Origin of the sequence: Thiomonas delicata (assembly GCF_900088825.1) — a bacterium.
In the GTDB taxonomy this organism is placed as follows: domain Bacteria; phylum Pseudomonadota; class Gammaproteobacteria; order Burkholderiales; family Burkholderiaceae_C; genus Thiomonas_A; species Thiomonas_A delicata.
Genome location: NZ_LT592171.1, coordinates 1,332,863 through 1,353,770 on the forward strand (window position 1 = coordinate 1,332,863; position 20,908 = coordinate 1,353,770).

The 20,908-nt window shown below is 65.9% G+C and carries 20 protein-coding genes, 1 tRNA gene and 1 pseudogene; 13 read left to right on the top strand and 9 right to left on the bottom strand.

Going from position 1 to position 20,908, the window contains the following annotated elements; genetic code table 11:
- Positions 1-14 precede the first annotated feature (14 nt).
- The 3 genes from THIARS_RS15805 to THIARS_RS15815 are packed head-to-tail and all read left to right on the top strand — an operon-like array spanning position 15 to position 2,725.
- Positions 15-587 (top strand): chromate transporter, encoded by a 573-nt coding sequence (locus THIARS_RS15805; RefSeq protein WP_094161730.1) that lies wholly within the window; start codon positions 15-17, stop codon positions 585-587.
- Entirely contained in the window at positions 584-1,114 is a 531-nt protein-coding gene (locus THIARS_RS15810; protein WP_094161731.1) for a chromate transporter, read from the top strand. Before THIARS_RS15805 ends, THIARS_RS15810 begins: the two co-directional genes overlap by 4 nt.
- 12 nt (positions 1,115-1,126) lie before the next feature.
- Complete coding sequence (locus tag THIARS_RS15815) at positions 1,127-2,725, top strand: NAD(P)H-hydrate dehydratase (RefSeq protein ID WP_245845948.1); 1,599 nt, start codon at positions 1,127-1,129, stop codon at positions 2,723-2,725.
- A 42-nt stretch (positions 2,726-2,767) separates the two neighbouring features.
- Here THIARS_RS15815 and rnr read toward each other — a convergent pair whose 3' ends face one another.
- Complete coding sequence (gene rnr / locus THIARS_RS15820; protein WP_245845949.1) at positions 2,768-5,158, bottom strand: ribonuclease R; 2,391 nt, start codon at positions 5,156-5,158, stop codon at positions 2,768-2,770.
- Between the two features lie 113 nt (positions 5,159-5,271).
- On the opposite strand from rnr, the gene THIARS_RS15825 reads away from it, so the two are divergent.
- The 8 genes from THIARS_RS15825 to THIARS_RS15860 all read left to right on the top strand — a co-directional run bounded on the left by THIARS_RS15825 (position 5,272) and on the right by THIARS_RS15860 (position 11,188).
- Positions 5,272-5,356, top strand: a tRNA-Leu gene (locus THIARS_RS15825).
- 161 nt (positions 5,357-5,517) lie between these two features.
- Entirely contained in the window at positions 5,518-6,513 is a 996-nt protein-coding gene (locus THIARS_RS15830) for a tyrosine-type recombinase/integrase (RefSeq protein ID WP_094161733.1), read from the top strand.
- A gap of 221 nt (positions 6,514-6,734) precedes the next feature.
- On the top strand, positions 6,735-7,457 hold the full coding sequence (locus tag THIARS_RS15835; protein ID WP_141202445.1) for a hypothetical protein: 723 nt from the start codon (positions 6,735-6,737) through the stop codon (positions 7,455-7,457).
- A 49-nt stretch (positions 7,458-7,506) separates the two neighbouring features.
- Positions 7,507-9,702 (top strand): AAA family ATPase, encoded by a 2,196-nt coding sequence (locus THIARS_RS15840; protein WP_094161735.1) that lies wholly within the window; start codon positions 7,507-7,509, stop codon positions 9,700-9,702.
- A 186-nt stretch (positions 9,703-9,888) separates the two neighbouring features.
- Positions 9,889-10,104: a hypothetical protein gene (locus THIARS_RS15845; protein ID WP_094161736.1), complete on the top strand. Its 216-nt coding sequence runs from the start codon at positions 9,889-9,891 to the stop codon at positions 10,102-10,104.
- A 72-nt stretch (positions 10,105-10,176) separates the two neighbouring features.
- Entirely contained in the window at positions 10,177-10,443 is a 267-nt protein-coding gene (locus tag THIARS_RS15850; RefSeq protein WP_094161737.1) for an AbrB/MazE/SpoVT family DNA-binding domain-containing protein, read from the top strand.
- 174 nt (positions 10,444-10,617) lie between these two features.
- Complete coding sequence (locus tag THIARS_RS15855; RefSeq protein ID WP_094161738.1) at positions 10,618-10,875, top strand: toxin HicA; 258 nt, start codon at positions 10,618-10,620, stop codon at positions 10,873-10,875.
- The gene (locus tag THIARS_RS15860; protein WP_094161739.1) at positions 10,865-11,188 is read left to right on the top strand and encodes a type II toxin-antitoxin system HicB family antitoxin; all 324 of its coding nucleotides are present in this window, start codon (positions 10,865-10,867) and stop codon (positions 11,186-11,188) included. Before THIARS_RS15855 ends, THIARS_RS15860 begins: the two co-directional genes overlap by 11 nt.
- 153 nt (positions 11,189-11,341) lie before the next feature.
- Here the strand turns inward: THIARS_RS15860 and THIARS_RS15865 are convergent, their stop codons facing one another.
- The 7 genes and pseudogenes from THIARS_RS15865 to THIARS_RS15895 form a co-directional block, all read right to left on the bottom strand.
- Positions 11,342-11,617, bottom strand: a complete 276-nt coding sequence (locus THIARS_RS15865) for a DUF2442 domain-containing protein (RefSeq protein WP_222423079.1) — start codon at positions 11,615-11,617, stop codon at positions 11,342-11,344.
- 655 nt (positions 11,618-12,272) lie between these two features.
- Positions 12,273-12,445, bottom strand: a pseudogene (locus THIARS_RS19145) (methyl-accepting chemotaxis protein); the annotation flags it as partial.
- Positions 12,446-12,473: 28 nt separating this feature from the next.
- The gene (locus THIARS_RS15875; RefSeq protein ID WP_094161740.1) at positions 12,474-12,890 is read right to left on the bottom strand and encodes a hypothetical protein; all 417 of its coding nucleotides are present in this window, start codon (positions 12,888-12,890) and stop codon (positions 12,474-12,476) included.
- 10 nt (positions 12,891-12,900) lie between these two features.
- Positions 12,901-16,272: an EAL domain-containing protein gene (locus THIARS_RS15880; protein WP_094161741.1), complete on the bottom strand. Its 3,372-nt coding sequence runs from the start codon at positions 16,270-16,272 to the stop codon at positions 12,901-12,903.
- 320 nt (positions 16,273-16,592) lie between these two features.
- Positions 16,593-17,162 carry a lytic transglycosylase domain-containing protein gene (locus THIARS_RS15885; RefSeq protein WP_186436714.1) on the bottom strand — a complete coding sequence of 190 codons (570 nt, stop codon included), beginning with the start codon at positions 17,160-17,162 and terminating at the stop codon, positions 16,593-16,595.
- A gap of 220 nt (positions 17,163-17,382) precedes the next feature.
- Positions 17,383-18,189 (bottom strand): tetratricopeptide repeat protein, encoded by an 807-nt coding sequence (locus tag THIARS_RS15890; protein ID WP_141202446.1) that lies wholly within the window; start codon positions 18,187-18,189, stop codon positions 17,383-17,385.
- Between the two features lie 125 nt (positions 18,190-18,314).
- Positions 18,315-18,584, bottom strand: a complete 270-nt coding sequence (locus THIARS_RS15895; RefSeq protein WP_094161744.1) for an SWIB/MDM2 domain-containing protein — start codon at positions 18,582-18,584, stop codon at positions 18,315-18,317.
- Positions 18,585-18,820: 236 nt separating this feature from the next.
- Here THIARS_RS15895 and THIARS_RS18695 point away from each other — a divergent pair, with 236 nt between their 5' ends.
- Together THIARS_RS18695 and THIARS_RS15905 are read left to right on the top strand one after the other, a co-directional pair.
- Entirely contained in the window at positions 18,821-18,994 is a 174-nt protein-coding gene (locus THIARS_RS18695; RefSeq protein WP_186436715.1) for a hypothetical protein, read from the top strand.
- A 74-nt stretch (positions 18,995-19,068) separates the two neighbouring features.
- Positions 19,069-19,770 (top strand): hypothetical protein, encoded by a 702-nt coding sequence (locus tag THIARS_RS15905; RefSeq protein WP_094161746.1) that lies wholly within the window; start codon positions 19,069-19,071, stop codon positions 19,768-19,770.
- Positions 19,771-19,912: 142 nt separating this feature from the next.
- On the opposite strand, the gene THIARS_RS15910 is transcribed toward THIARS_RS15905, so the two are convergent.
- Positions 19,913-20,416, bottom strand: coding sequence for a hypothetical protein (locus THIARS_RS15910; protein ID WP_094161747.1), 504 nt, complete (start codon positions 20,414-20,416; stop codon positions 19,913-19,915).
- Positions 20,417-20,908: the final 492 nt, after the last annotated feature.

The following is a 20,908-nucleotide window of genomic DNA, read 5'->3' on the forward strand; positions in this document are numbered from 1 at the left end:
CCCGTTTGACGTTCATGTCCGATTCCGCCGAAGCAGCGGTGGTGCGCGATCAGCCGCACGACCTCGTTGACCTGTTCTGGACCTTCAACCGCCTGACGCTATCCGGATTCGGCGGCGTTCTACCCTTCGCCCAACGCGTCTTGGTGGACGAGAAGCGTTGGCTGGATCACGCGGAATTCGTCAATCTGCTGTCGATCAGTCAAGTTCTTCCAGGCCCCAATCTGATCAATCTGGCGCTGATGGTCGGCCAACGCAGCTTCGGCTGGCGCGGGGCGCTGGCTGCGCTCGGCGGCATGCTGGCGGCCCCGCTGCTCATCGTGCTCGTCATTGCCGCGGGTTATTCGGCCTGGGCGACTGTCCCGCTGGTGCATCACGCGCTGCGCGGCATGGAACTCGTCACGGCGGGCCTGGTGGTGGCGATGGCGCTGCGGCTTGCGCCAGTGATGCGCCGCGCCCGCAGCGCGCCGCTATGGGCCGCTGCGGCCTTCGCCGGCGTCGGGCTGCTGCGCTGGCCCTTGCTGAATGTCATGCTCGCGCTGGGTCCGGCCGCGGTTCTACTGGCGCGCTATGCGCGCAAGACGCCATGAATTTCGACGCCTTGCCCGGCCTGTTCGGCCATTTCATGCTGTGGTCCCTGCTTTCGATCGGCGGTGCCATCGGCCTCCTTCCTGACATGCACCGCTACCTGGTCGAGGTGCAACACTCGATCACCGATGCGCAGTTCAACGCCGCTCTGGCGCTCGGCCAAGCCTCGCCGGGGCCGAACATGATCCTGTTCGCCGCGCTCCTGGGTTGGCATGTGGCTGGCGTCGTCGGCGCCTTGGCCGGTGCGGTTGGACTCATCCTGCCGTCCACGCTCATCACCTTGGGCTATTTCCGCTACAGCAGCGACAACCCCGAGCACCGCTGGATCCGCGCCATTCACAATGGCCTGGCCCCCATCACCGTCGGCCTGCTCCTGTCGTCCGGCTGGCTTCTGGCGGCGCAGAATGTGCATGACCTGTGGCAAGGCTTCTGGGTCGGCGTGGTCGTCGTGCTCAGCCTGTGGACACGCGTCAATCCGCTGTGGCTGTTGCTGGCTGGCGCGGCGGCTGGCGCGCTGGGTTGGCTGTGAGGAGAACGCGAGATGATGCTGCGCATCGGTGATACGTCCGTCGACCGATCTTGGCCAGTGTGGGACGAGTCCTCACTGCGTCGCCTCGAGCGCGATGCCGCGGCGTCGCTTGCCGCCCACACCCTCATGCGGCGTGCGGGCGAGGCGGTGGCCAGGCTGGCGCGCGCTCGGTTTGCGCACGCGCGGCACGTCGTCGTGCTGTGCGGCCCCGGCAACAACGGCGGCGACGGTTTGTACGCGGCCGCCGAACTCGCGCGTCATGGCCTGCGCGTCGAAGTGTCGATGGTCGCTTGCGGCAACCCATCCGGTTGGCAAGATCGCGAACGCCCGGCGGACTGGCGCTGGGCGCTGGAACAGGCACAACAGGCTGGACTACGGCCACGCGGCTGGGCGTCGTCCGAAGCCGCTGCCACGCTGCGGGGTGCCGAACTCGTCATCGACGCCCTGCTGGGTCTTGGACTCAATCGACCGCCGCAGGGCGAACTGAGCGAAGCCATTGCCGCGATTCTGGCGAGCGGCATCCCCGCTTTGGCCCTCGATCTGCCCTCCGGCCTCGCCGCGGATACGGGAACCGCCCCGGGAGCCGTCGTGCGCGCAGAAGTGACGCTGACGATGCTGGGCCTCAAGCCCGGTCTGCTCACGGGGCCGGATGCCCATGCCTGCGGCGAACTCTGGCTGGACGATCTGGACATCGAACGGGTTCGGGCCGTGGATGAGCCCCCGGCTGCGATCACGCGCCTCGGCCCCGCCGCGGCGCAGCGCGGCTTACCCAGAATCAGCGCCGCTGCGCACAAGGGCGAGCGAGGCGACGTGCGCGTCTTCGGCGGCAGCCCCGGAATGACCGGTGCGGCACGACTCTGCGCGCAGGCCGCGCTGGCACTCGGCGCTGGCAGGGTGTTCGTCGCGCTGCTCGACCCGTCCGCCCCCATGCTCGACCCCACGCATCCGGAATTGATGCAGCGCCAGCCCGACACGCTGCTGCAGCAGGCGCAGCAGGCCTCGCGGCATGGCGGTTCCTGTCACGTGTTCGGCCCGGGGGCCGGCAACAGCCCCGGGTCGCTACGCCTCCTGCAAGATCTGATCGCGCTCGACGCGCCCCTGGTGATCGACGCCGACGGGCTCAACCTTCTGGCCGCGCAGCCGCGCGACGGTGCGACCTGGCAAGCGCTCCGCGAACGCGGCCGTTCGGCCTGGCTGACCCCGCATCCACGCGAAGCCGCGAGACTGCTGCGGTGGGAGACGACTCGCGTGCAGGCGGGTCGGCTTCACGCCGCGCGCGAACTTGCCGCGTCGAGCGGCGCGCATTGCGTGCTCAAGGGCGCCGGCAGCGTGGTCGCCAGCGCCACAGGGCCTGTCTGGATCAACGCCAGTGGCAATGGCTTGCTGGCCACAGCCGGGACCGGCGACGTGCTAGCCGGCGCTCTGGCCGCGTTCCTGGCGCAAACCCCCGAAGCGGACGCCGTTGCCGCGGCATGCGCCGCGGTCTGGCTGCACGGTGCAGGCGCGGACCTGGCCCTGGCCGAAGGCGCAAGCCTGCGCGCAGGCAACTTGCCAGACTGGATGCTGCGGGCCTGGGAACGGCTCGCCCGGCCATCGGCACGACACGCATGACCGACGCCGGGTGAATGGGGAACGCGAAAGGCTTCGCGCGACCTATTTCGAGCGGCTGCGCTTTTTGGACGCGGTGGACTTGCCTGTCGCCGTGGCCCGTCCTGCGGAATTCCTGCCGGCGCCTTTGAGCGCCGACGGGGAACTGGACGAGGAGCCTGACTTGGCAACTTGCCTGGCCAGCGTCTTGCCGGCGCCTGCCGGGGCACGGCTCTTGGCCCCTGCACTCGCCCGCGCGCGCTTGGGCTTGGAGGCGGCGCGGTCGACCGCATCGGCAGGCAATTCGAACAAACTGCCGTCGCTGTCGTCGAGTGCGACATCCAGTGGCGCAAGCACGGTTTCGGCACGCGCGCGGCGGCGGGACCCCGGCCCGGTGGGGGATGCGGCTTGCGCGACGAGGGTGTCAGACACGAGGCGAAAATCGATCTTGCGGCCGTCCAGATCGACCCGGCTGACCTGCACCAGGACCCGCTCGCCCAACCCATAGCGCCTGCCGGTGCGTTCGCCACGCAATTCGTTGCGGGCTTCGTCGAAGCGGAAATATTCCGCTCCAAGCTCGGAGATGTGAATCAGGCCCTCGACGAACAGCGTGGTGAGTTGCACGAAGATGCCGAAGCTGGTGACCGCCGTGATGGAGCCGACGAATTCCTCGCCCAGCTTGTCGCGCATATACCAGCACTTGAGCCAGCTTTCCACGTCGCGCGTGGCTTCGTCGGCCCGGCGCTCGTTGGCCGAGCAATGCTGGCCGACGGCTTCCCAGACCGACAGATCGGCCGACACGGCCTTGCGGGGCTTGGGCGGCGCTTCACCTCCCACCCGCAATTTGGCCTGCGCGGCCTTGGATTGGGCCTGCACGCTCGGCAGAGAGAGGACCAGTTTCTCCGGCGGCTGCAGCTTGTAGCGCCCACCCTCCAGAATGGCCTTGATGGCGCGGTGGGTCAGCAGGTCCGGGTAGCGCCGGATGGGGCTGGTGAAGTGCGAGTAAGCGGCGTAGGCCAGCCCGAAATGTCCGCTGTTGTGCGGGGTATAGATGGCCTGCTGCATGGAGCGCAGCATGAGGGCGTTGATCTGCGTGGCATCGGGACGGTCGCGCGCCGCGTCCGAGAGTTGCTGGTAGTCGGAAGGCTCGGGATCGTCACCTAGATGCACCGCGATGCCCAGGGTCTTGAGAAAACCGCGCAGCAGCGCGAGCTTCTCGGGCGTGGGGCCCTCGTGCACGCGATACAGGCCGGGATGCTTGCTGCGCTCCAGGAAATCGGCGGCGCTGACGTTTGCCACCAGCATGCACTCCTCGATCAGACGATGGGCCTCGTTGCGGGTGCGCAGGGCGATTTTCTCGATGCGGCCGCTGGCGTCGCACACGATCTGCGTCTCGGGCACCTCGAGGTCGATCGCGCCGCGTTCGCGGCGGGCCTTGAGCAGGGCGCTGTAGACGTCGTAGAGGTGCAGCAGATGCGGCACCAGTTCCGCGTTCGCCAGCGCCTCGGGACCGCGCGTGTTCTCCAGGATGGCGGCCACTTCGGTGTACGTGAAGCGCGCATGCGAGCGCATCACCGCGGGGTAGAACTGATAGGCCTTGAGTTCGCCTTCGGCGTTGATCAGCATGTCGCACACCATGCACAGCCGCTCGACCTTGGGGTTGAGCGAGCACAGGCCGTTCGACAGCTTCTCCGGCAGCATGGGAATGACCCGCCGTGGAAAGTAGACGGAAGTGGCGCGTTCCAGGGCATCGAAATCGAGCGGATCCCCGGGCTTCACATAGTGCGACACATCGGCAATGGCCACGATCAGACGAAAGCCATTCTCGCGCCCGATGCGTGCCGGCTCGCAATACACGGCATCGTCGAAATCGCGCGCATCCTCGCCATCGATGGTGACAAGCGGAACGTCGGTCAGGTCATAGCGACCTTCCCGATCCTTGTCGAGAACGTGCCCGGGCAAAGCGGCGGCCTGCCTCTCGGCTTCGGCGCTGAAGCGGTGCGGTACGCCATACTTGCGCACGGCGATCTCGATCTCCATGCCCGGGTCATGCAAGGCCCCGAGGATCTCGGTCACCTTGCCGATCGGCTGGGCGTATGGAGAAGCAGGCTCGGCAATTTCCACGCTGACCACCTGGCCCGCCTTGGCGCCGCCCAAGGCATTCGTCGGAATCAGGATGTCCTGCGCGTAGCGCTTGTCCTCAGGCGCAAGAAGCCAGACACCGCCTTCCTGCAGCAGCCGGCCGATGACCGGCCGGCTCGATCGTTCGAGAATCTCGATCACTTGGCCCTCGGGCCGTCCGCGCTTGTCCTGACGCACGATCTTCACCCGCACACGGTCCAGATGCATGACGGCCCGCATCTGCTGCGGCGGCAAATACACGTCCTGGGCGCCCTGCTCGGAAACCACCAGGCCATAGCCATCGCGATGGCCTTGAACGATACCTTCGACAATCACTGTCTCATTCCTTTGTCTTGTTGGGCGGCGCAGGCCTCCTGGCCTTCGGCCAAGGTCCTTGCATGCGCAGCATACTGGACGGCCCCAAAATTCCTGCTAAGATTTCGCTTCTTGCCCAGATGGCGGAATTGGTAGACGCACTAGTTTCAGGTACTAGCGCCGCGAGGCGTGGAGGTTCGAGTCCTCTTCTGGGCACCACACAGATCAATCGACAATGTGCATGGTACGACAGCAATCGCACATTTTCATATAAATCAATAAGTTATAAGCAACAGGCCCTCCGGGGCCTGTTGCTTATTGTGCGTCGTTTGCACGTGTTTGCTACGCTTTTTACTCAGCATCTACGCATGAGGTTACGCATGGCAAGCATCGGCAAGCACGGCGGTGGCTGGCGCGCCCAAGTGTTCGTCAAGGGCAAGCGGGCAACGCGCGTGTTCAGAACGCAGCGCGAAGCCAGGGTCTGGGCGGACAACACCGAGGCTGAGTTTCGCGCACCACCCAAGGCCCCTGCCTCAACCCGTACGCTGCGCGATTTACTGGAGCGCTACCGCGACGAGGTCACCCCCAAGAAAGAGACAAGCCGCACCGAAACCAACCGGATCAATGCGTTCTTGCGTGACTTCCCAGAGCTCGCCGACAAACTCCTGCAGAACCTGGACACGCCGGATCTGGCTGCCTGGCGCGACAAGCGCCTCAGTGAGGTCAAGAGTGGGACCGTGCATCGCGACATCACCTGGTTGCGCGCGGCACTCAACAAAGCGCGCCAGGAATGGCGCTGGCTCGACACCAAACCGTTCGATGGCCTTGAAATCCCCGCGGACAGCCCCGAGCGTGAATCGTTATGGGGCTGGCGCGACATCCGCGCGATGTTCGACAATGCAGGCTACCGTCCCGGGCGCAAGCCGGAGAATGCGACACAAGAGGCAATCCTCGCCTTTCATGTCGCATTGCGCACCGGAATGCGCAGTGGCGAGGTTCTGCAACTTGGCGCACGCACGCTGGACCTTGGCAAGCGCGTCGCCGTTGTCGAGCACAAGACGCAGCGGTACACCGGCAAGCCACGGCGCGTGCCCCTGCTCTCGCCGGCAATACGGCTCCTGAAACCTTTCTCCGGGCAAGAACGAATCTTCACCATTGGTGACGTCGAGCGTGATGCATTATTCCGAAAAGTGCGCGATCGGCTGATGCTCAAGCATCTGGACTTCCACGACAGCCGCGCAACCGCGCTGACGCACATGTCGCGCAAGGTGCCCGTGCAGGTGTTGTCCCGCATCAGCGGGCACAAGGACATTCGCATTCTCGTCAACCGCTACTACCGAGAATCCGCAGAGGACATCGCCAAACGGTTCGCGTAGATAGAAATGCTCCCCAGGCGTCGTTGCGGGGCGACGCCGCACGCGCCGAGTCCAGCCCGGGCAGATCCCGAGCCTTCCGCGGATGGCCAGCCGCATGGGCCTGCCCAGGTCGCCGACGCATCGGCTGACGACGTTTCCGGTCCACGCGCCGGCTTGCGTCGACTTGCATCGGCTCCTTCCTGTGATGAGATGGTTGGCATCCTCATCCCGGAGCGCCCACGATGCCCATCCAACCCGCAGCGCAACCCGCATCCTCGTCACCCCCATCGCGGCTGCGCCGCCGCTTGACCGCCCTGCGCGACATCCTGCGCGTGCTGTGCTGGACCGACGTCCGGGCCGGCCAGCGCCTCCGCCTGGCGCTGCAACAGCGCTTTGCACGGCGTGGCCAATCGCCCAGGGGGGCCCGTCGCATGGCGGGCCTGCGTCTGGCCGCCGCCCTGGGCAGTGCGATCCTACTGTCGCATGCACCCGGGATGAGCCGGGCATTCCTGCTGCTGGCGTTCGCCCTGGTCGGGCTGTATGGCCGCGGCATCCTGCACCTCGGCCGAGGCGATGCCTGGGGCAAGTCGGTGTTCCGTGCCAGTGGCCATGATCTGCAGGCCCTGCACCTGGCCTCCACCCTGAAGCGGCTGCGGCCCGAAGCCCTGGGGGACGAGGTCCTGCGGCACTGGCGGTGCGCCCGGCGCTGGGCCTGGACGACGGTGGCGCTGCTGGCGGGTCTGGCCTGGGGACTGGCTCGGGGCGTGGGCTGGGTCCTGGCCCACCAGCCTGCGCACGGCTGTCGCGCCCTGCCCTGGCTGCTGGGCACGGCGCTGGGGCTGGCGATGTGGCTGCCCACCCGCTACGACCACCATGTGGGCCTGGCCTTGGGCCTGAGCCTGGATGCGACCGAAACAGCCGAAGCCGCCGCGGCCGCCCGTGCACCTCCGGACGCTGCGCGCTGACTCGAGGCGCTCATCACCCTCTCCATCCCCTCCAATGCCACGCTGAACCATGCCACGCCATCAACGCCTGCTCGACGCCCGGAACGACACCCCCACGCGCTCGCCTGTGCTCGAGCCGCCAGTCCCCCTGGTGCGCCTGTGGCTGCTGCGCATCCTGCTGCCGCTGGGCGGGCTACGCCAGCTCGTGCATGACGGCCAGGGCGCGTCCGGTCTGCTTGCCACGCTGGGCGTGCCCCACGATCCGCGGGAGGGCGGCACGGACGCCGCCGACCTGGTCGCGATCCGCCGCGTGCTCGAATCCGACTGGCAGGCGCTGGAGGCACAGGCCGACGCGCTCGCGCTGCCGGTCGCGCTGGAGGAGAACCTGGCACGCCTGGCGGCCCTGGTGCAGCTCTCGGCCGTGGACTGCCGGCTACTGGGCTGTGCCTGTCTGTTGCAGGCGCTGCGGCTGTTGGAGGACGCCGCCGACACCCTGGGACCGTTGACTGCGGCGAAGGCCATCGCCGTGCTGGCGGCTTTGCTGGATGTGCCCGAGGTCGAGGTCAAGCGGGCGCTGGCCCCTAGAGGGGTGCTGGCGCACAGTGGACTGCTGAGTCTGAGGCGGGCGGGCCAGGGCACGTTGTCCACCCGGCTGGAACTGTTCTCGGCCTCCTTTGCCGAGGCCATGCTGGCGCCGGACACCGAGCCGCTGGCGCTGCTGCGCGGGGCCGTCGCCTCCAGTGCTCCGGCGCGCCTCACCCTGGACGATTACCCACATCTGGGGCTGAGCCGGACGCTGCTGCGCACCTATCTGGCGTCAGCCCTGGGTCACCACCCAGCGGAAGGCAACATGAGTGGCATCAATGTCCTGCTCTACGGCCCGCCGGGCACGGGCAAGACCGAACTGTGCCGCACCCTGGCCGCGGTCCTGGGTTGCGAGCTGCTGGAAGTGAGCGCGGCGGACGAGGATGGCGATCCGATCGGCGGGGAGCAGCGGCTGCGGGCCTGGCGGGCGGCGCAGCGCTTCCTGGCGCGGCGCCGGGCGCTGATCCTGTTCGACGAGATCGAGGATGTGTTCACCAGCCAGACCGAGGGCGACGTCACCGGCCTGTTCGCCCTGCACAGTCCCAACCCGGGCAAGCACCGCAAGGGCTGGATCCACCGGGCGCTGGAGACCAACCCGGTGCCCACCTTCTGGGTGACGAACGCCGTGGAGCAGATGGACGCCGCGCTGATCCGGCGGTTCGATCTGGTGCTGGAGCTGCCGGTGCCTCCACGGGCGGTGCGTGCCGCCATCGCCCAGGCCCGTGTGGGGGCCTTGGTGGGGGCCGAGACCCTGGCGGCTCTGGCGGCCAGCGAGGTTCTGGCGCCGGCGGTGCTGACGCGCGCGGCAGCGGTGTTGCAGCGGGTGCAGCAACAGACGCAACATCAGACACAACAGCCGACAGGCGCGGACGACGCCGCGTTGCCGTATGACCGCGCCTTGCTCGGCCTGGTGAATCAGACTTTGCGCGCCCAGGGACATCCAGCGATTCTGGAACACGACCCCCTGGGTCTGCCCGCCTGCTATGACCCCGACCTGGTGCATGCCGATGGGGATCTGCGCGCGATGGCGCTGGGCATCGCGCGCACAGGCCGCGCCAGGCTGTGTCTGGCCGGGCCGCCGGGCACGGGCAAGACGGCGGCTGCGCGCTGGCTGGCGGATCAATGCGAGCTGCCGCTGCAGCTCTGGCGGGCTTCGGATCTGCTGTCCAGGTGGCTGGGGGCGAGTGAACGGCTAGTGGCGCGGGCCTTCCATGACGCGCAGGCGGACGGGGCGGTGCTGCTGATCGATGAGATCGATGGCCTGCTGCAGGATCGGCGGGGAGCGGCGCAGGCCTGGGAGGTGACGTTGGTCAACGAGCTGTTGACGCAGATGGAGCGTTTCTGCGGCGTGTTCGTCGCCACGACGAATCGTCTGGAGGGGCTGGACCCGGCGGCGCTGCGGCGCTTTGATCTGAAGCTGCAGTTCCGGGCCTTGCGGCCGGAGCAGGCCTGGGCTTTGCTGGGCAGCCACTGCGCGGCCCTGGGGCTGGGGACGCCGGAAGAATCGCTACGGCAAGACCTGCGGGCGCTGGCCTCGCTGACGCCGGGGGAGTTTGCCACGGTGGCGCGGCGGCATCGCTTCCTGCCCTTGCGCACTGCGCAGGACCTCGTCGCGGCGCTGCGGGCGGAATGCGGCCTCAAACCCGGCGGGGTGGGGTCTGGGCCCATGGGGTTCGTGTGAGGCCAGGACCGCGCATGTCCTTCGACTTACGCCGGCACCTAGCGCCTGTAAGCTCGTTGCATCGTCACGTTGACGAGACCTTCTCACCCGGGCAGATCCTGAACCGACCGCTCCCCGCGGTCCCTCGCTTGGAACCACGCACAGCCCACGTGCGTCCGCAATGTCCAACGCCTTCAGGAGATTCCCATGCGCGAAGAACGCCTTGACCCCCTGCTCGTCCAGCTCGTCGCCCAGGGCGCGACGCTCGAAGAGTCCCACCGCGACGGCCGGCGCTACACCTTGATCGCCGGCCACCAGCGTCTGCCCATCAGTGCGGTCCTCGGCGTCAAGCTCGAACGCGAGGGGCATATCCGCCCGCTGTGCCGCCTCAGCAGCAAGACGCTCTGGGTGGCGAGCAACTGAAGTCTGCCGGCTGTCGAGCAATCGGCAGTCGACAATATCCAGCTTGCAGATCGAACCGGAAGGAGAAGAACGATGTCATTCATGACGGGGGTGTATGTCACTGCCGCGCTGGCCATACTCTGCACCCTGGGGAGCGTGCTGTTCGTGATGCGCCTGGCGGAGCGGACGCAACAGGAGAACCGGCGCCGCAACCAGCACCGCAGGATTGGGGTTCCAGCCGAGATCCTCGAGGCGCTCGGGGTCGAAGCTGGGGATACCTTGGCCTGGGAGGTCGGGGAGGATGGGACGGTGCGCGTGCGCCGGGCGGAACGCGCGGCGAAGACGTCGGAGCGTGGGTGATGCGTCAGCAGGCGATGTGCGGGAGGTGGGGCACCGACCTGGCGCGAAGCGCTGCCTCCAGGCATGAAGGAACTTTAAGTGTTCCGTGCTCAAGCGGTACCCGCACGTCGAGGCGGAGACGCTGGCGAAGAAGCTGGGGTGACAAGATGGGGCCATTATTGATACCATTCGGGCATGCGTGACGCCAGCAAAATCCTTGAGCAGATGCGCCGCGAACCGGCGAGCGTGCGGTTTGCTGATCTGCGCAAGGTCTGCGTGGCGCATTTCGGAGAGCCCCGGCAGTCCGGCACAAGCCATGCGGTGTTTCGCATGCCGTGGTCTGGAGACCCCCGCGTCAACATTCAGTCAGACAAGGGCAAGGCCAAGGCATACCAAGTCCGGCAGGTACTCGCTGCCATCGAGAAACTGGAAGGCATTCGCCATGAACGCTGATCACTACACCTATCGCGTCACCTGGTCGCCGGAAGACGGCGAGCATGTGGGTCTGTGTGCTGAATTCCCCTCGCTGTCCTGGCTGGCCTCTACCCCTGATGCCGCCCTCAAGGGAATCCGGCGCGTCGTCGCGCAGGCCGTCGAGGACATGCGCAATTCTGGCGAGGACGTTCCGCAACCGCTGGCCGAAAAGCACTACAGCGGACAGTTCCGGGTTCGGATTCCCCCGGAAGTCCATCGTGCGCTCGCAACGCAAGCCGCTGAGCAAGGCGTGAGCCTGAATCGGCTGGCAAGCGCAAAGTTGGCCGCCTGAAGCAATCCCAAACGAGCGACGAGGCTGGGATAACCCGCAGGGGCCGGGCCGGGGGTGTCTGAAGCCCCTACCCGGTGATGGTGGCCTGTTGGCCGCTGCCAGGGGTGTGCCCTGGGTCCTGCAGCGCGAGAGCTGTCTATACGAACCGGCGAATCAAGCGGCGATGGCCTTCCTCGGCCGTCCGCCCAGCTTGCCGTTCTCCCGGGAGGCCGCGGCCTTGGCGGGCGTTCGCATGGCTCCACCGGTTTGCCCCATCAGCCCAGCCATCCATTGGCGCGAACCAAAGACGCCCTCCAGCAGCGCCGGCAGGTACAGGTCGGCGTCGAGTTTGGGGACGTGCAGGCCAAGCCCGCTGGGCGTGATCTCGATGTCGGTCAGTGTTGGCGCCGATGCCGATTTGAGCCACATGCCGATGGGCGAGTGAGCCACGGCAGACGAACCGCGTGCGGCGTCAGGCTTGAATGTCGTCGCGCTCCAACCGGCTCACCGCAAATCCGGCGCCTGGCTCAAATCGGCATCGGCGCCACCAGTGGTGAGGCTCAGAACTTGACGAAGGTCGCTTCGCTGGCAACCGCTGGATGCGGTTTCACGGGACGCGGGCCTTGCCGGCCCGNAAGCCGCCGCGGCCGTTCAAGCGCCCCCGGACGCCGCGCGCTGACTCGAGGCGCTCATCCATCACATCCATCCCCCTCCAATGCCACGCTGAACCATGCCACGCCATCAACGCCTGCTCGACGCCCTGAACGACACCCCCACGCGCTCGCCTGTGCCCGAGCCGCCAGTCCCCCTGGTGCGCCTGTGGCTGCTGCGCATCCTGCTGCCGCTGGGCGGGCTCCGCCAGCTCGTGCATGACGGCCAGGGCGCGTCCGGTCTGCTCGCCACGCTGGGCGTGCCCCACGATCTGCGGGAGGGCGGCACGGACGCCGCCGGCCTGGTCGCGATCCGCCGCGTGCTCGAATCCGACTGGCAGGCGCTGGAGGCACAGGCCGACGCGTTCGCGCTGCCGGTCGCGCTGGAGGAGAACCTGGCACGCCTGGCGGCCCTGGTGCAGCTCTCGGCCGTGGACTGCCGGCTGCTGGNCCCGATCCCCGATCTCCTTGGCCGCGATCTGGCTGCGCTCGGCCAGCTTTCTCACCTCGGCGGCCACCACGGCAAGCCCTTGCCATGCTCGCCGGCGCGGGCGGCCTCGATGGCCGCGTTGAGCGCCAGCATGTTCGTTTGATACGCGATGTCGTCGATGATCGAGATGCGCTCGGCCCCTGCAAACTGCCGCTCGCCACTTCCTTCACGATGAATAACGCGACATTGCGCTGAGAACGGCGACCCAGACCCTGTTCTCAACTTCCCCTGGCCGCCTTCCCGCGTGGCAGCGCAGCACCTCATAGAGATGCTCGCTCTCTCCAGGCATCCCCAGATGGCGCCTCACAAAGCACGACTGATGCTCCTCCAGGGGCGTTGAGACCAGCAAGGTGATCGCGCCCTGGCCATCGTCGTTGGCGATCAGGGCCCCCTGCCCATCCTTCAGCGGCCCCACCACATGTCCGGCCCCGCGCAGTTGCACCCGCTCCGGCTTGAACTGCCCCCGGCTCTCCAGCCGCAGGCCCTCGATTTGGGCGAACAGCTCCTGCACCCGCGGATCGTTGGGGTCGTAGTCGAACTGCTGGGACGTGGGGTCCCAGGACTTTCCGGAAGACAGGACCATGATGGCCTCCCTAGTCTGTCGGTGCCCCCATGGCCCCACCGCTCAGCGCCATCAGCGCGGCGACCACCTTCTGCACCCACTGCCGGTACTCGGCACTTTCGGGCCCGTGCTCGACAACGGCTTGATGCATGTGCCGGTGGGCGCTATCCAGATCGGATCCACCGAGTCCTTGCGACATGATGAAACGGCCCAGCGCACAAGTGCCCTCGTCATGCATCGCGCGCGCCCCCGCGTACCGCACCCCATGCTCCCAGCTCCAGTGCCCCGCCAAGGCGCCCAAGGCCGTCTGCGGATGCTGCGGATCCAGTCGGAGCTCAAAACCCTGCATCCATCCCGGCACCTCGGCCGCCGGCATTGGATGCGCCAGCGCATAGCCTTGGCCGGCGGTGGCGCCCAAAATGGCGGCGGTCTCGACCAGCGCCGGGCTTTCCAGCCCCTCCACGATCACGTGCAAGTCCAGGCTCAGCGCCAGACGCACCAGCGAGCCGATGAAGCCAATGACCCGTAAGGGATCCCGCGGAGCTTCGCGCACCAACCCCTGATCGATCTTGACCGCCGAGAAGGGCAGCGTGCGCAGGCGCAGCAGGCTGCTGTGGCCCGCACCGAGGTCATCCATGAGCAGGTGCACGCCGAGGGTGGCAAACGCCGCCATGGCGGCATCCCGCCGGGATACGTCATACAGTTCCTCAGCTTCCAGCAACTCCAGGCGCAAGCGGGACGGCGCCATGCCACGCTCCCGCAAGGCCTGTTTCACCCAGGTGTGGCACTCGGGATTGTTCAACACGGCCGGTGGCAGGTTGAGACTCACGACAAGCTTCACCCCCTGCGCTTCCCAGGCCTGGAGCTGGGTCAGGGCCTGGTTCAATCCATCCCGAAAGAGTCGCACAAGCTCCGTCTCGCCGAATCCGGGCAGGAACTCCGCGGGGCTGGCCAGCGTACCGTCCTCCAGCCGCAAGCGCGCCAGGGCCTCGACCAGATCGGGTTTGCCGCAGCGCAAATCCACCACCGGCTGGTAGTGCAGCTCCAAAGCCCCGTGATACAGGCGATCCCGCAACACATGCCGGCGTTCGACGGAGATCGGCGCCATTTGCTGTTCCCGCGACGTCTCATGGTACCGCTCGCTCACCAGCAGCCCCAGGGCCGCCAGAAACGTTCGCGCCGAGGTGGTCTCGAACAAGCCAGGGTAGTGGCCAAACAGGATCAGCACGGCGAACACATGGCCCTGCGCATCCTTCAGCGGGACTGCCGCGCTGCTGCGGATGCCGGCCGCCTGGGCGGCGTCATGCAGACGGGCCATGTCGGGGTTGCCGGCATAGCTGGTCGTCGTCTCGATCGTTTCGCTGCGCCAGGCGCGGAAGTACGGAACGTGCTCGAAGTTCGCGCCGGGGTCGGTCACCAGAGGCATCAACTGGCGTTGGTCGATGGCCTGCAAATAGGCGTCGAACCCCCCGGCCGTGTATTCAAAGACAAACTGCCCACCGCTATCGGGTCGCGCAACGACAGCCCCTTGGATTCCCTCCAGTTCCACTAGCTTGTCGACCAGGGCACGCATGAAGTCAGGCCAGTTGGACGCGGCGGTTTTCTGGGCATGCAGGGACAACAACAGTTGCTCGCGCGCCTGCGTTAATTCCATCTCGCCCTTGATCTGCTCCTCCATCTCCGTGAGCAGCCGCCGCGTCAGCAGATTCACCAGGCGATTGCGTTCGAAAGGCCTTAGCTTCAATTTGTCGACTTCCTGCTTCAGGGTGTCGAGATAGAGATGCATCGCCTCGATCAGGGCGCGCTGGTCCAGCCCGACCAGGGCGTGGATGCGGCCCAGACGGTGCGCGTGCAGTCGATGCGTCGCTTCGGTCAGATCCGGTGCAAGGATGTGTCCCAGATGTTGGTGTTGGCGCTCGCGCAGATGGGCAAATTCGTCGGCACCGAGGCGTTGCAGGATGACTTGCGCGGCGGGCTGCTGCGCCAGGGTGGCGTAAAAGGTCGTGACGAACTCGGCTGTGGCGCCCAGCAGGGACTCCCGGACACGGGTCAACAGCGCCGATGCGCCCGGTCCATAGGCGGGGATGACCGGTGCATCGTCTTCGACGGCTTGGTTCAAGGTCGACATAGCGCCCCACCACATCCAGCCTTGCTGGCGGGTGGCCTTGCGTTCCTTGATGGCGTACAACGCCTCGTCGGCGTGGCGCAGCAGGATCTCGGGCTCGGCATCGTCTTCCGGGTACTGCGTCAACCCCAGGCTCAGGCCGATCCGGGCTTCGTGCCCGCCCGGCAGGACATAGGGCGCGGTGATGGCCGATTCCAGCCGCGCCAGAACGGCGGACAGATCGTCGCTTCCTGCGGCTCGTTCCAGGATGATCACGAATTCATCGCCGCCCAGGCGCGCCACCAGATCGCTTTCACGCAAGATGGCCTGGAGTCTGCGACCGATCTCGCGCAACAGCGCATCCCCAACCGCATGCCCCCAGGTGTCGTTGACGGGCTTGAAATCGTCCAGATCGAGTATGCCGATCACCACCTGCCCACCGTGACGTCGCGCGCGGGCCAGGGTGCGAGTGAGATGTTCAAGCAGACCCCGGCGATTGGGCAGACCCGTGAGGGCGTCATGGTCGGCCAGGAAATCCTTTTCGATAGCGATGCCCCGGAGCTTGTCGACGAGTTGGCCGACCTGGCGGAAGATGCCGTTGAGCTCGGAAAACCAGAGATCGATCGGCTGGAAGACGAGCGATTTCAAATCGGTGATCTCGTTGACCTGGGCGATGCTGTGCTCCAGGGCGCGCATCGATCGATCGATGCGCCAATTGAGGAAGACCGTCAGCAGAAAAGCCCCGAGGATCGGGAAAGGAAAAATCCAGAGCATGGAATCCAGGAAGTCATGACGCGCCGCCTGGATGGACGGAGCCAGGTTCTGGCGCACGTCGATCACGCCGAGCACATTGCCAATCCTGGCATTGGTGTGGCAGCGCAGGCACTCGGTTTCGGCGCGCAGCGGGAGCACGTAGCGCGTGCTGTCCGCGCCGAGATCCTGGACCGGCTGGCCGGTGCGGAACACCTGGGTCACCGCCGCGTCCATCGGTGCCTGCCGGATGGGGCCGTAGCGCGCCGAGACGATGCTGCCGCGATAGATCTGCAGGGCGAAGTCGGAATCCCGCATGGAACCGTTCGTGGCGTGCAGGAAATTCTCGGCCTGCGCGTGCGTCCATCCCGTGCTCATCAACTGGAACATCGCATCGAAGGTCGACTTGGCGATGATCCGGGACGAGCGGATGGAAGTTCCTTGAATGGCACGGGTGAAGGAATGCGAAACGATGAGATAGGCGCTGCCGAAAAACAAGGCCGAAACCAGCACCGAGGTCACCATGATGAAGATTCTGATGGTTCTCATGCAATGTCCTCCCAGGATCACAGCGGGCTCGCCCTTGAAACCACCCCTCAATGAGTGCTCTCGAAACCGTCCTTCGACGGCTCACGCCTCACGGACAATCGTCAATATCCACCATTCATTGGCTCTGACCTCCAATGATCGGCGTTTCTTGTTAGAAGCATAGATTTTTTATCGGTGCCGACAATTGAGGCTATCGGATGTATTGGGCTGTGCCGTGAACTAATTCACAGAATGGCCGCCTGCGCTGCACCCGGAGATTCGTAGGGTAGAGGTCTAGAGTCCAATCCAACCGAGAAGGAAATTGGGCTGATGTAGAGGCGCTACACCGAGGAACAGATCATTGACTTCCCGTCAAGGCGCGTTCGCAGGTTGCACGGATGGCTTTGTGCATCGCCTGGTGCGTCTGGTCGATGCCTTGGGCGGCGCTGGAGTCCAGCGCCAGCAAACCATTCACACAGCTTGCCCCACCAGGCATTGATCCTGGTGATGACGTTGAAGTTTTGCTGGATGTCCTGGGCATAGCGCTGTTGCAAGGCGGGAGTGGTGGAGTGATAGGCCCCCACCGCCGCCCAGGTATTGCCATAACGCCGCACAGCCCGACCATACAGTCGGGCACCGGCCAGGATATTGGTGCAGGGCTGCATGACCGTCTGCGTTGTCAGACCCAGGGCCGGAAGATTCCTGCTATTGATTTGCATGACACCATAGTCCGTGCTGCCGTCGCTGTTGCGGTGCACGCGCCAAGGCAAAAAATGGGATTCATGCCAGGCGATGGCCATCAGCACCTTGGCATTGACCCCGTAGGTCTGCGCGGCGTGGCTAAAACACTCACCGCCAAGGGGTTCGGCTTGAACCGGCCTGACCTGTGCCAGGTTCACCAGGAGCAGCAAGGCGAACGCTATTCCCCGCATCGCGCTTTGAGGGCATCGAGTTGGGCATAGGTGATGGCGCGGCCTCCTTCTGTGGCTTGGTGAATGGCCTGCGCCATGCAGGCCGAGTTTGCGCTCATCTGCAACTCCGCGGCATCCACGGGGAGATGATTGTTCCGGTTGCACGGTCGGTGCGTCCGCAAGGTTGCCTAGGCTGCTTGACGGCAAGCCGACCCCGACCTCAACTGTCCGACCACGCATCGTCTGCAGCGCCGGAGTCAGCGCTGCTGTCGTCCGACCAGCTCGACGCGTCGGTCAGCCCAAAGTTCTGATCGTCGGGGATGGATGCATCCGAGGTGTTGCTGCTGGGTAGGATGCTGCCCTGCCCGGCTCCAGACGCGCCATGATCGAACAGCTTGTCCACCAGGGCCTCACCCACCGCGAATCCTGCCCCTGCGGCCAGCCCCGTGCCCAAGGCACCCATCAGACTCGGTCCTGCGCCCGTGCCGGGTGGTTGGGCCAGGGGGTAGCTCCCAGGGTTGGCACCTGTGAGGTAGCCGGGCACCTGAAGCTGCCCAGAGGTTGCGGTCCCTGGTGCGTAAACCATGGGACGGCGGGTCTGCGCACGGTAGATCGCTGCCAGCATGACGATGAAAGCCAGGGAACCAAGGATGGCCCACAGGATGAAACCGTGGCTCGCGGACTGTGGGGCTGTTGTGTGCGATTGCAGTTGCTGCGTGAACGTGGCCAAGGTCTGCGGATGGACAAAACCCATGGCGGGGTCGAGTTGCTGGGCGCGGGCGAGTTCGGCCTGGGCGCGGGACCACTGCCCTTCCTTGGCCAGCAAGCGTGCATCGATGTAATGCGCCTTGCCTGAATTGGGGTCGGCGGCCAGGACTTGCGCCATCTCCTGATTGGCCAAGGCGAAGTTGCCTGCCTGGACGGCGGTTTGAATGTCGTGTGGCGTGGGTCGTGTGGCCCAGGCCGTGGCGAGGGCGAAGGACGCGAACAAGGCGATCAGGACGAGGGTGCGGGACAGGACACGCATGGTGGTGGTCTTGGGGTGCAGGTTGCGGGAGGTCGCACGGAAAAGATGAGGTTGCCATGGCCATGCTTCAAGCGCAAAACCACGCTGCAATGAGCGCAGGCCCAGCGCCGAACGGCGCCGTCAGGTTATTTCAGGTGCGCGTTGAGAAGCTTGGTCATCTCGAACATGCTGACCTGGGACTTGCCGAAGATAGGCTTGAGCTTGGCGTCGGCATTGATCATGCGTTTGTTGCTGGGGTCTTGCAGCCCGTCAGCCTTGATGTGCTCCCAAACCTTTTTGATGACTTCGGTACGGGGCAACGGTGCTGCGCCGACGATCGCCGCCAGCTCTGCGCTGGGGATCAGAGGTTTGAGGAAAGCTGAATTGGCAGGCTTCTTGGCAGGGGCGGCGGGCATGGCTGGATTCTCCAAGTTGGGTCGGAAACCAAGGGTAGCAAAGCCATGCGTGAGCCCGCACGCTCACCACCCGGAGCCTCCCTCATGTTGCTGTGGACGCTGCCACTGGGCTGTGCTTACCATGCCAGGCGCCGATCCCGTTTGACGCGATCGAGCCCCCACGCGCGGTTCGAACAGCCGGCCGCAAATCGCACGCCGATCATTTATCCTGCACGGCCTGCAGGGGAGATTCAACCATGCCATCCCGACTGATTCCGGTGCTCATCGTCTTCGCCGCAGTCCCTCTTGGCCTGCTGGTCGCCGTCACCCTCGACTGGCTCGAAGAACGCGAGTTGCGACGTGCAGAACGCCGCGCACGCCTGTCCCGTGCGCAGCACCGCCCGGGGCCTGCTCACCCGCCACAGACCTGAGCCGTCCGGGCGCGACTTGCATCGCGCAGATCGCATGCTGTGATGGTGATCACCAACCTTTTCTGGAGATCACCATGCAAACTCCTCTCGATGCCGACGCTGCTTCCCTGCCGCATGCAGGCCTGGCTGCTGGCCTGCGCGACTTGACCCTGGCCCTGTTCTGGAGCGACGCCGCGGCCGGCGTGCGCGGGTGCCGGCGCCTGGCGCAACGCGCGACCCGCGCCGGTCTGCCGCCGCAGCAGGCCAGGCTCCGTGCCACACACCGCCTGCTGGCCGGCATGGTCATCGTGACGCTGGGCACCCCACCTCTGGTCATCGCCCTGGCCGCAGCCGGCCATGTCTTGGTGGGCAGCTCCGCTGAAGGACGCCACCTGCTGCTGGCGCTGAGCCTGGCCAGCGGGTTGCTGTACGGCCGTGGGGTGCTGCAACTCGGGCGGCCCGATGCCTGGTGGCGGGCGCTGTATCGCAACGCGGGGATGGCTGTCCAGGCCCTGCCCTTGCGGCGCGTGCTGGCGTCGTGGCGGCCTGCGGTGCTGGACGCCTCGATCGGGCATCCCTGGACGCAGGCCCGGCGCTGGGCCTGGGCTGCGGGGGTCAATTTGCTGACCTGGGTCGGCATCCTGGCTTGGCTGCCGGCCGACAGCCCTCGCCTGGTCAGCTTCTGGCTGGCTGGCCTGGGGGTTCTGAGCATGACCTGGCTGCTCAAGCAGCACCACCGCTGCATGCTCCGGGCCCTGGCGGCCTTCATCGCCGCAGGTGATGCTGTGTGGTGCTGAGCCCGTGGGCGGTGTTCGCCGCGCGGCGCCTGCCGTGCATCTGCTGAAACGGCTTGGTCATCGATGTGCGCGCCTGACTTGTGGCGCATGCGTTGCATGATCGGGCCAAAGCGTTTTGCTTTTCACGCACCTTGACCGATGTTCAGCGGCGCGCCGCTGACGAGGGCGGGCTTTGCAATGGGAGCTTGAAGTTCAGCAGATCGTAGGAGGCGTTCTCGGCATGGCGCAAGGCGGCTCGCAAGGCGCCGCGTCCGGCTTCAAATTGTGGGTCGCGCAGCCAGGACCGATCAAGTCTGGCGTAGAAATAGTCGGGGTCGACAGTCACCGTGTAGCGTAGCCATCGCGCTTGTGGCGATCGCCGAGCCCGGTACTGCATCGCAAACGTCCCCCCTGGTGGGATCCGCGTATCGAAACGCTCGCGTTGCAAGTCGAGACTGACGTCCCGCGCAATGACCCCTTGCTGCAAGGTCGATCTGATCGCCCTGCCCCGTGCGTCGAGCTGGGTCAAGGTGACGAGCACGCGTGGCGTGACGTACGTCGGGAAATCGTGACCGACGTGGGCGCTGATGACTGTCAGCCCGGCGCGAATCTGGTCGTTGGCCTGCGCAGGCGCGCGGATGTCGAAACGCAGCCCGCTTCGCACCATAGCGAGATCATGAATCCCGCGCCAGAGGTGCTTGCCATCGCGCCGCCAAACCGCCTCACGCACCACTGTCACATCGTGGAGCGAGCGGTCAGTCGATCCGCTTGCACGAGCACGCGCATTGCGTAGGAAATATCCATCACTTTTGCTCCATTGTTACGTTAATCGTAACGATCAATTGCGCGCGGTCATCTGTTTTTCCGAACCACTGCTATCTAGAGTTTGGACATGGAGTCGCGGTCTCGTTGGCTTCCCCACCTCGCTCAACCACTTTCCTGAATCGGGGGTCATCATGAATGACATCATCAATTCAATCGCGAGCAAACCGCTCCCATTAAAGGTCAACCCTAGTGAGCCATGCCGGGCGCACGCACTTGGTCATTTCAGGCGTGACGCTAGGCACCTGTGTCGCGATGCCCACTCATTCGCTGATCGATGATGGCGATCCGGCGTATCCCGTGGTGAACGCGTCCGGAGCCTGGAGTCACTATGAGG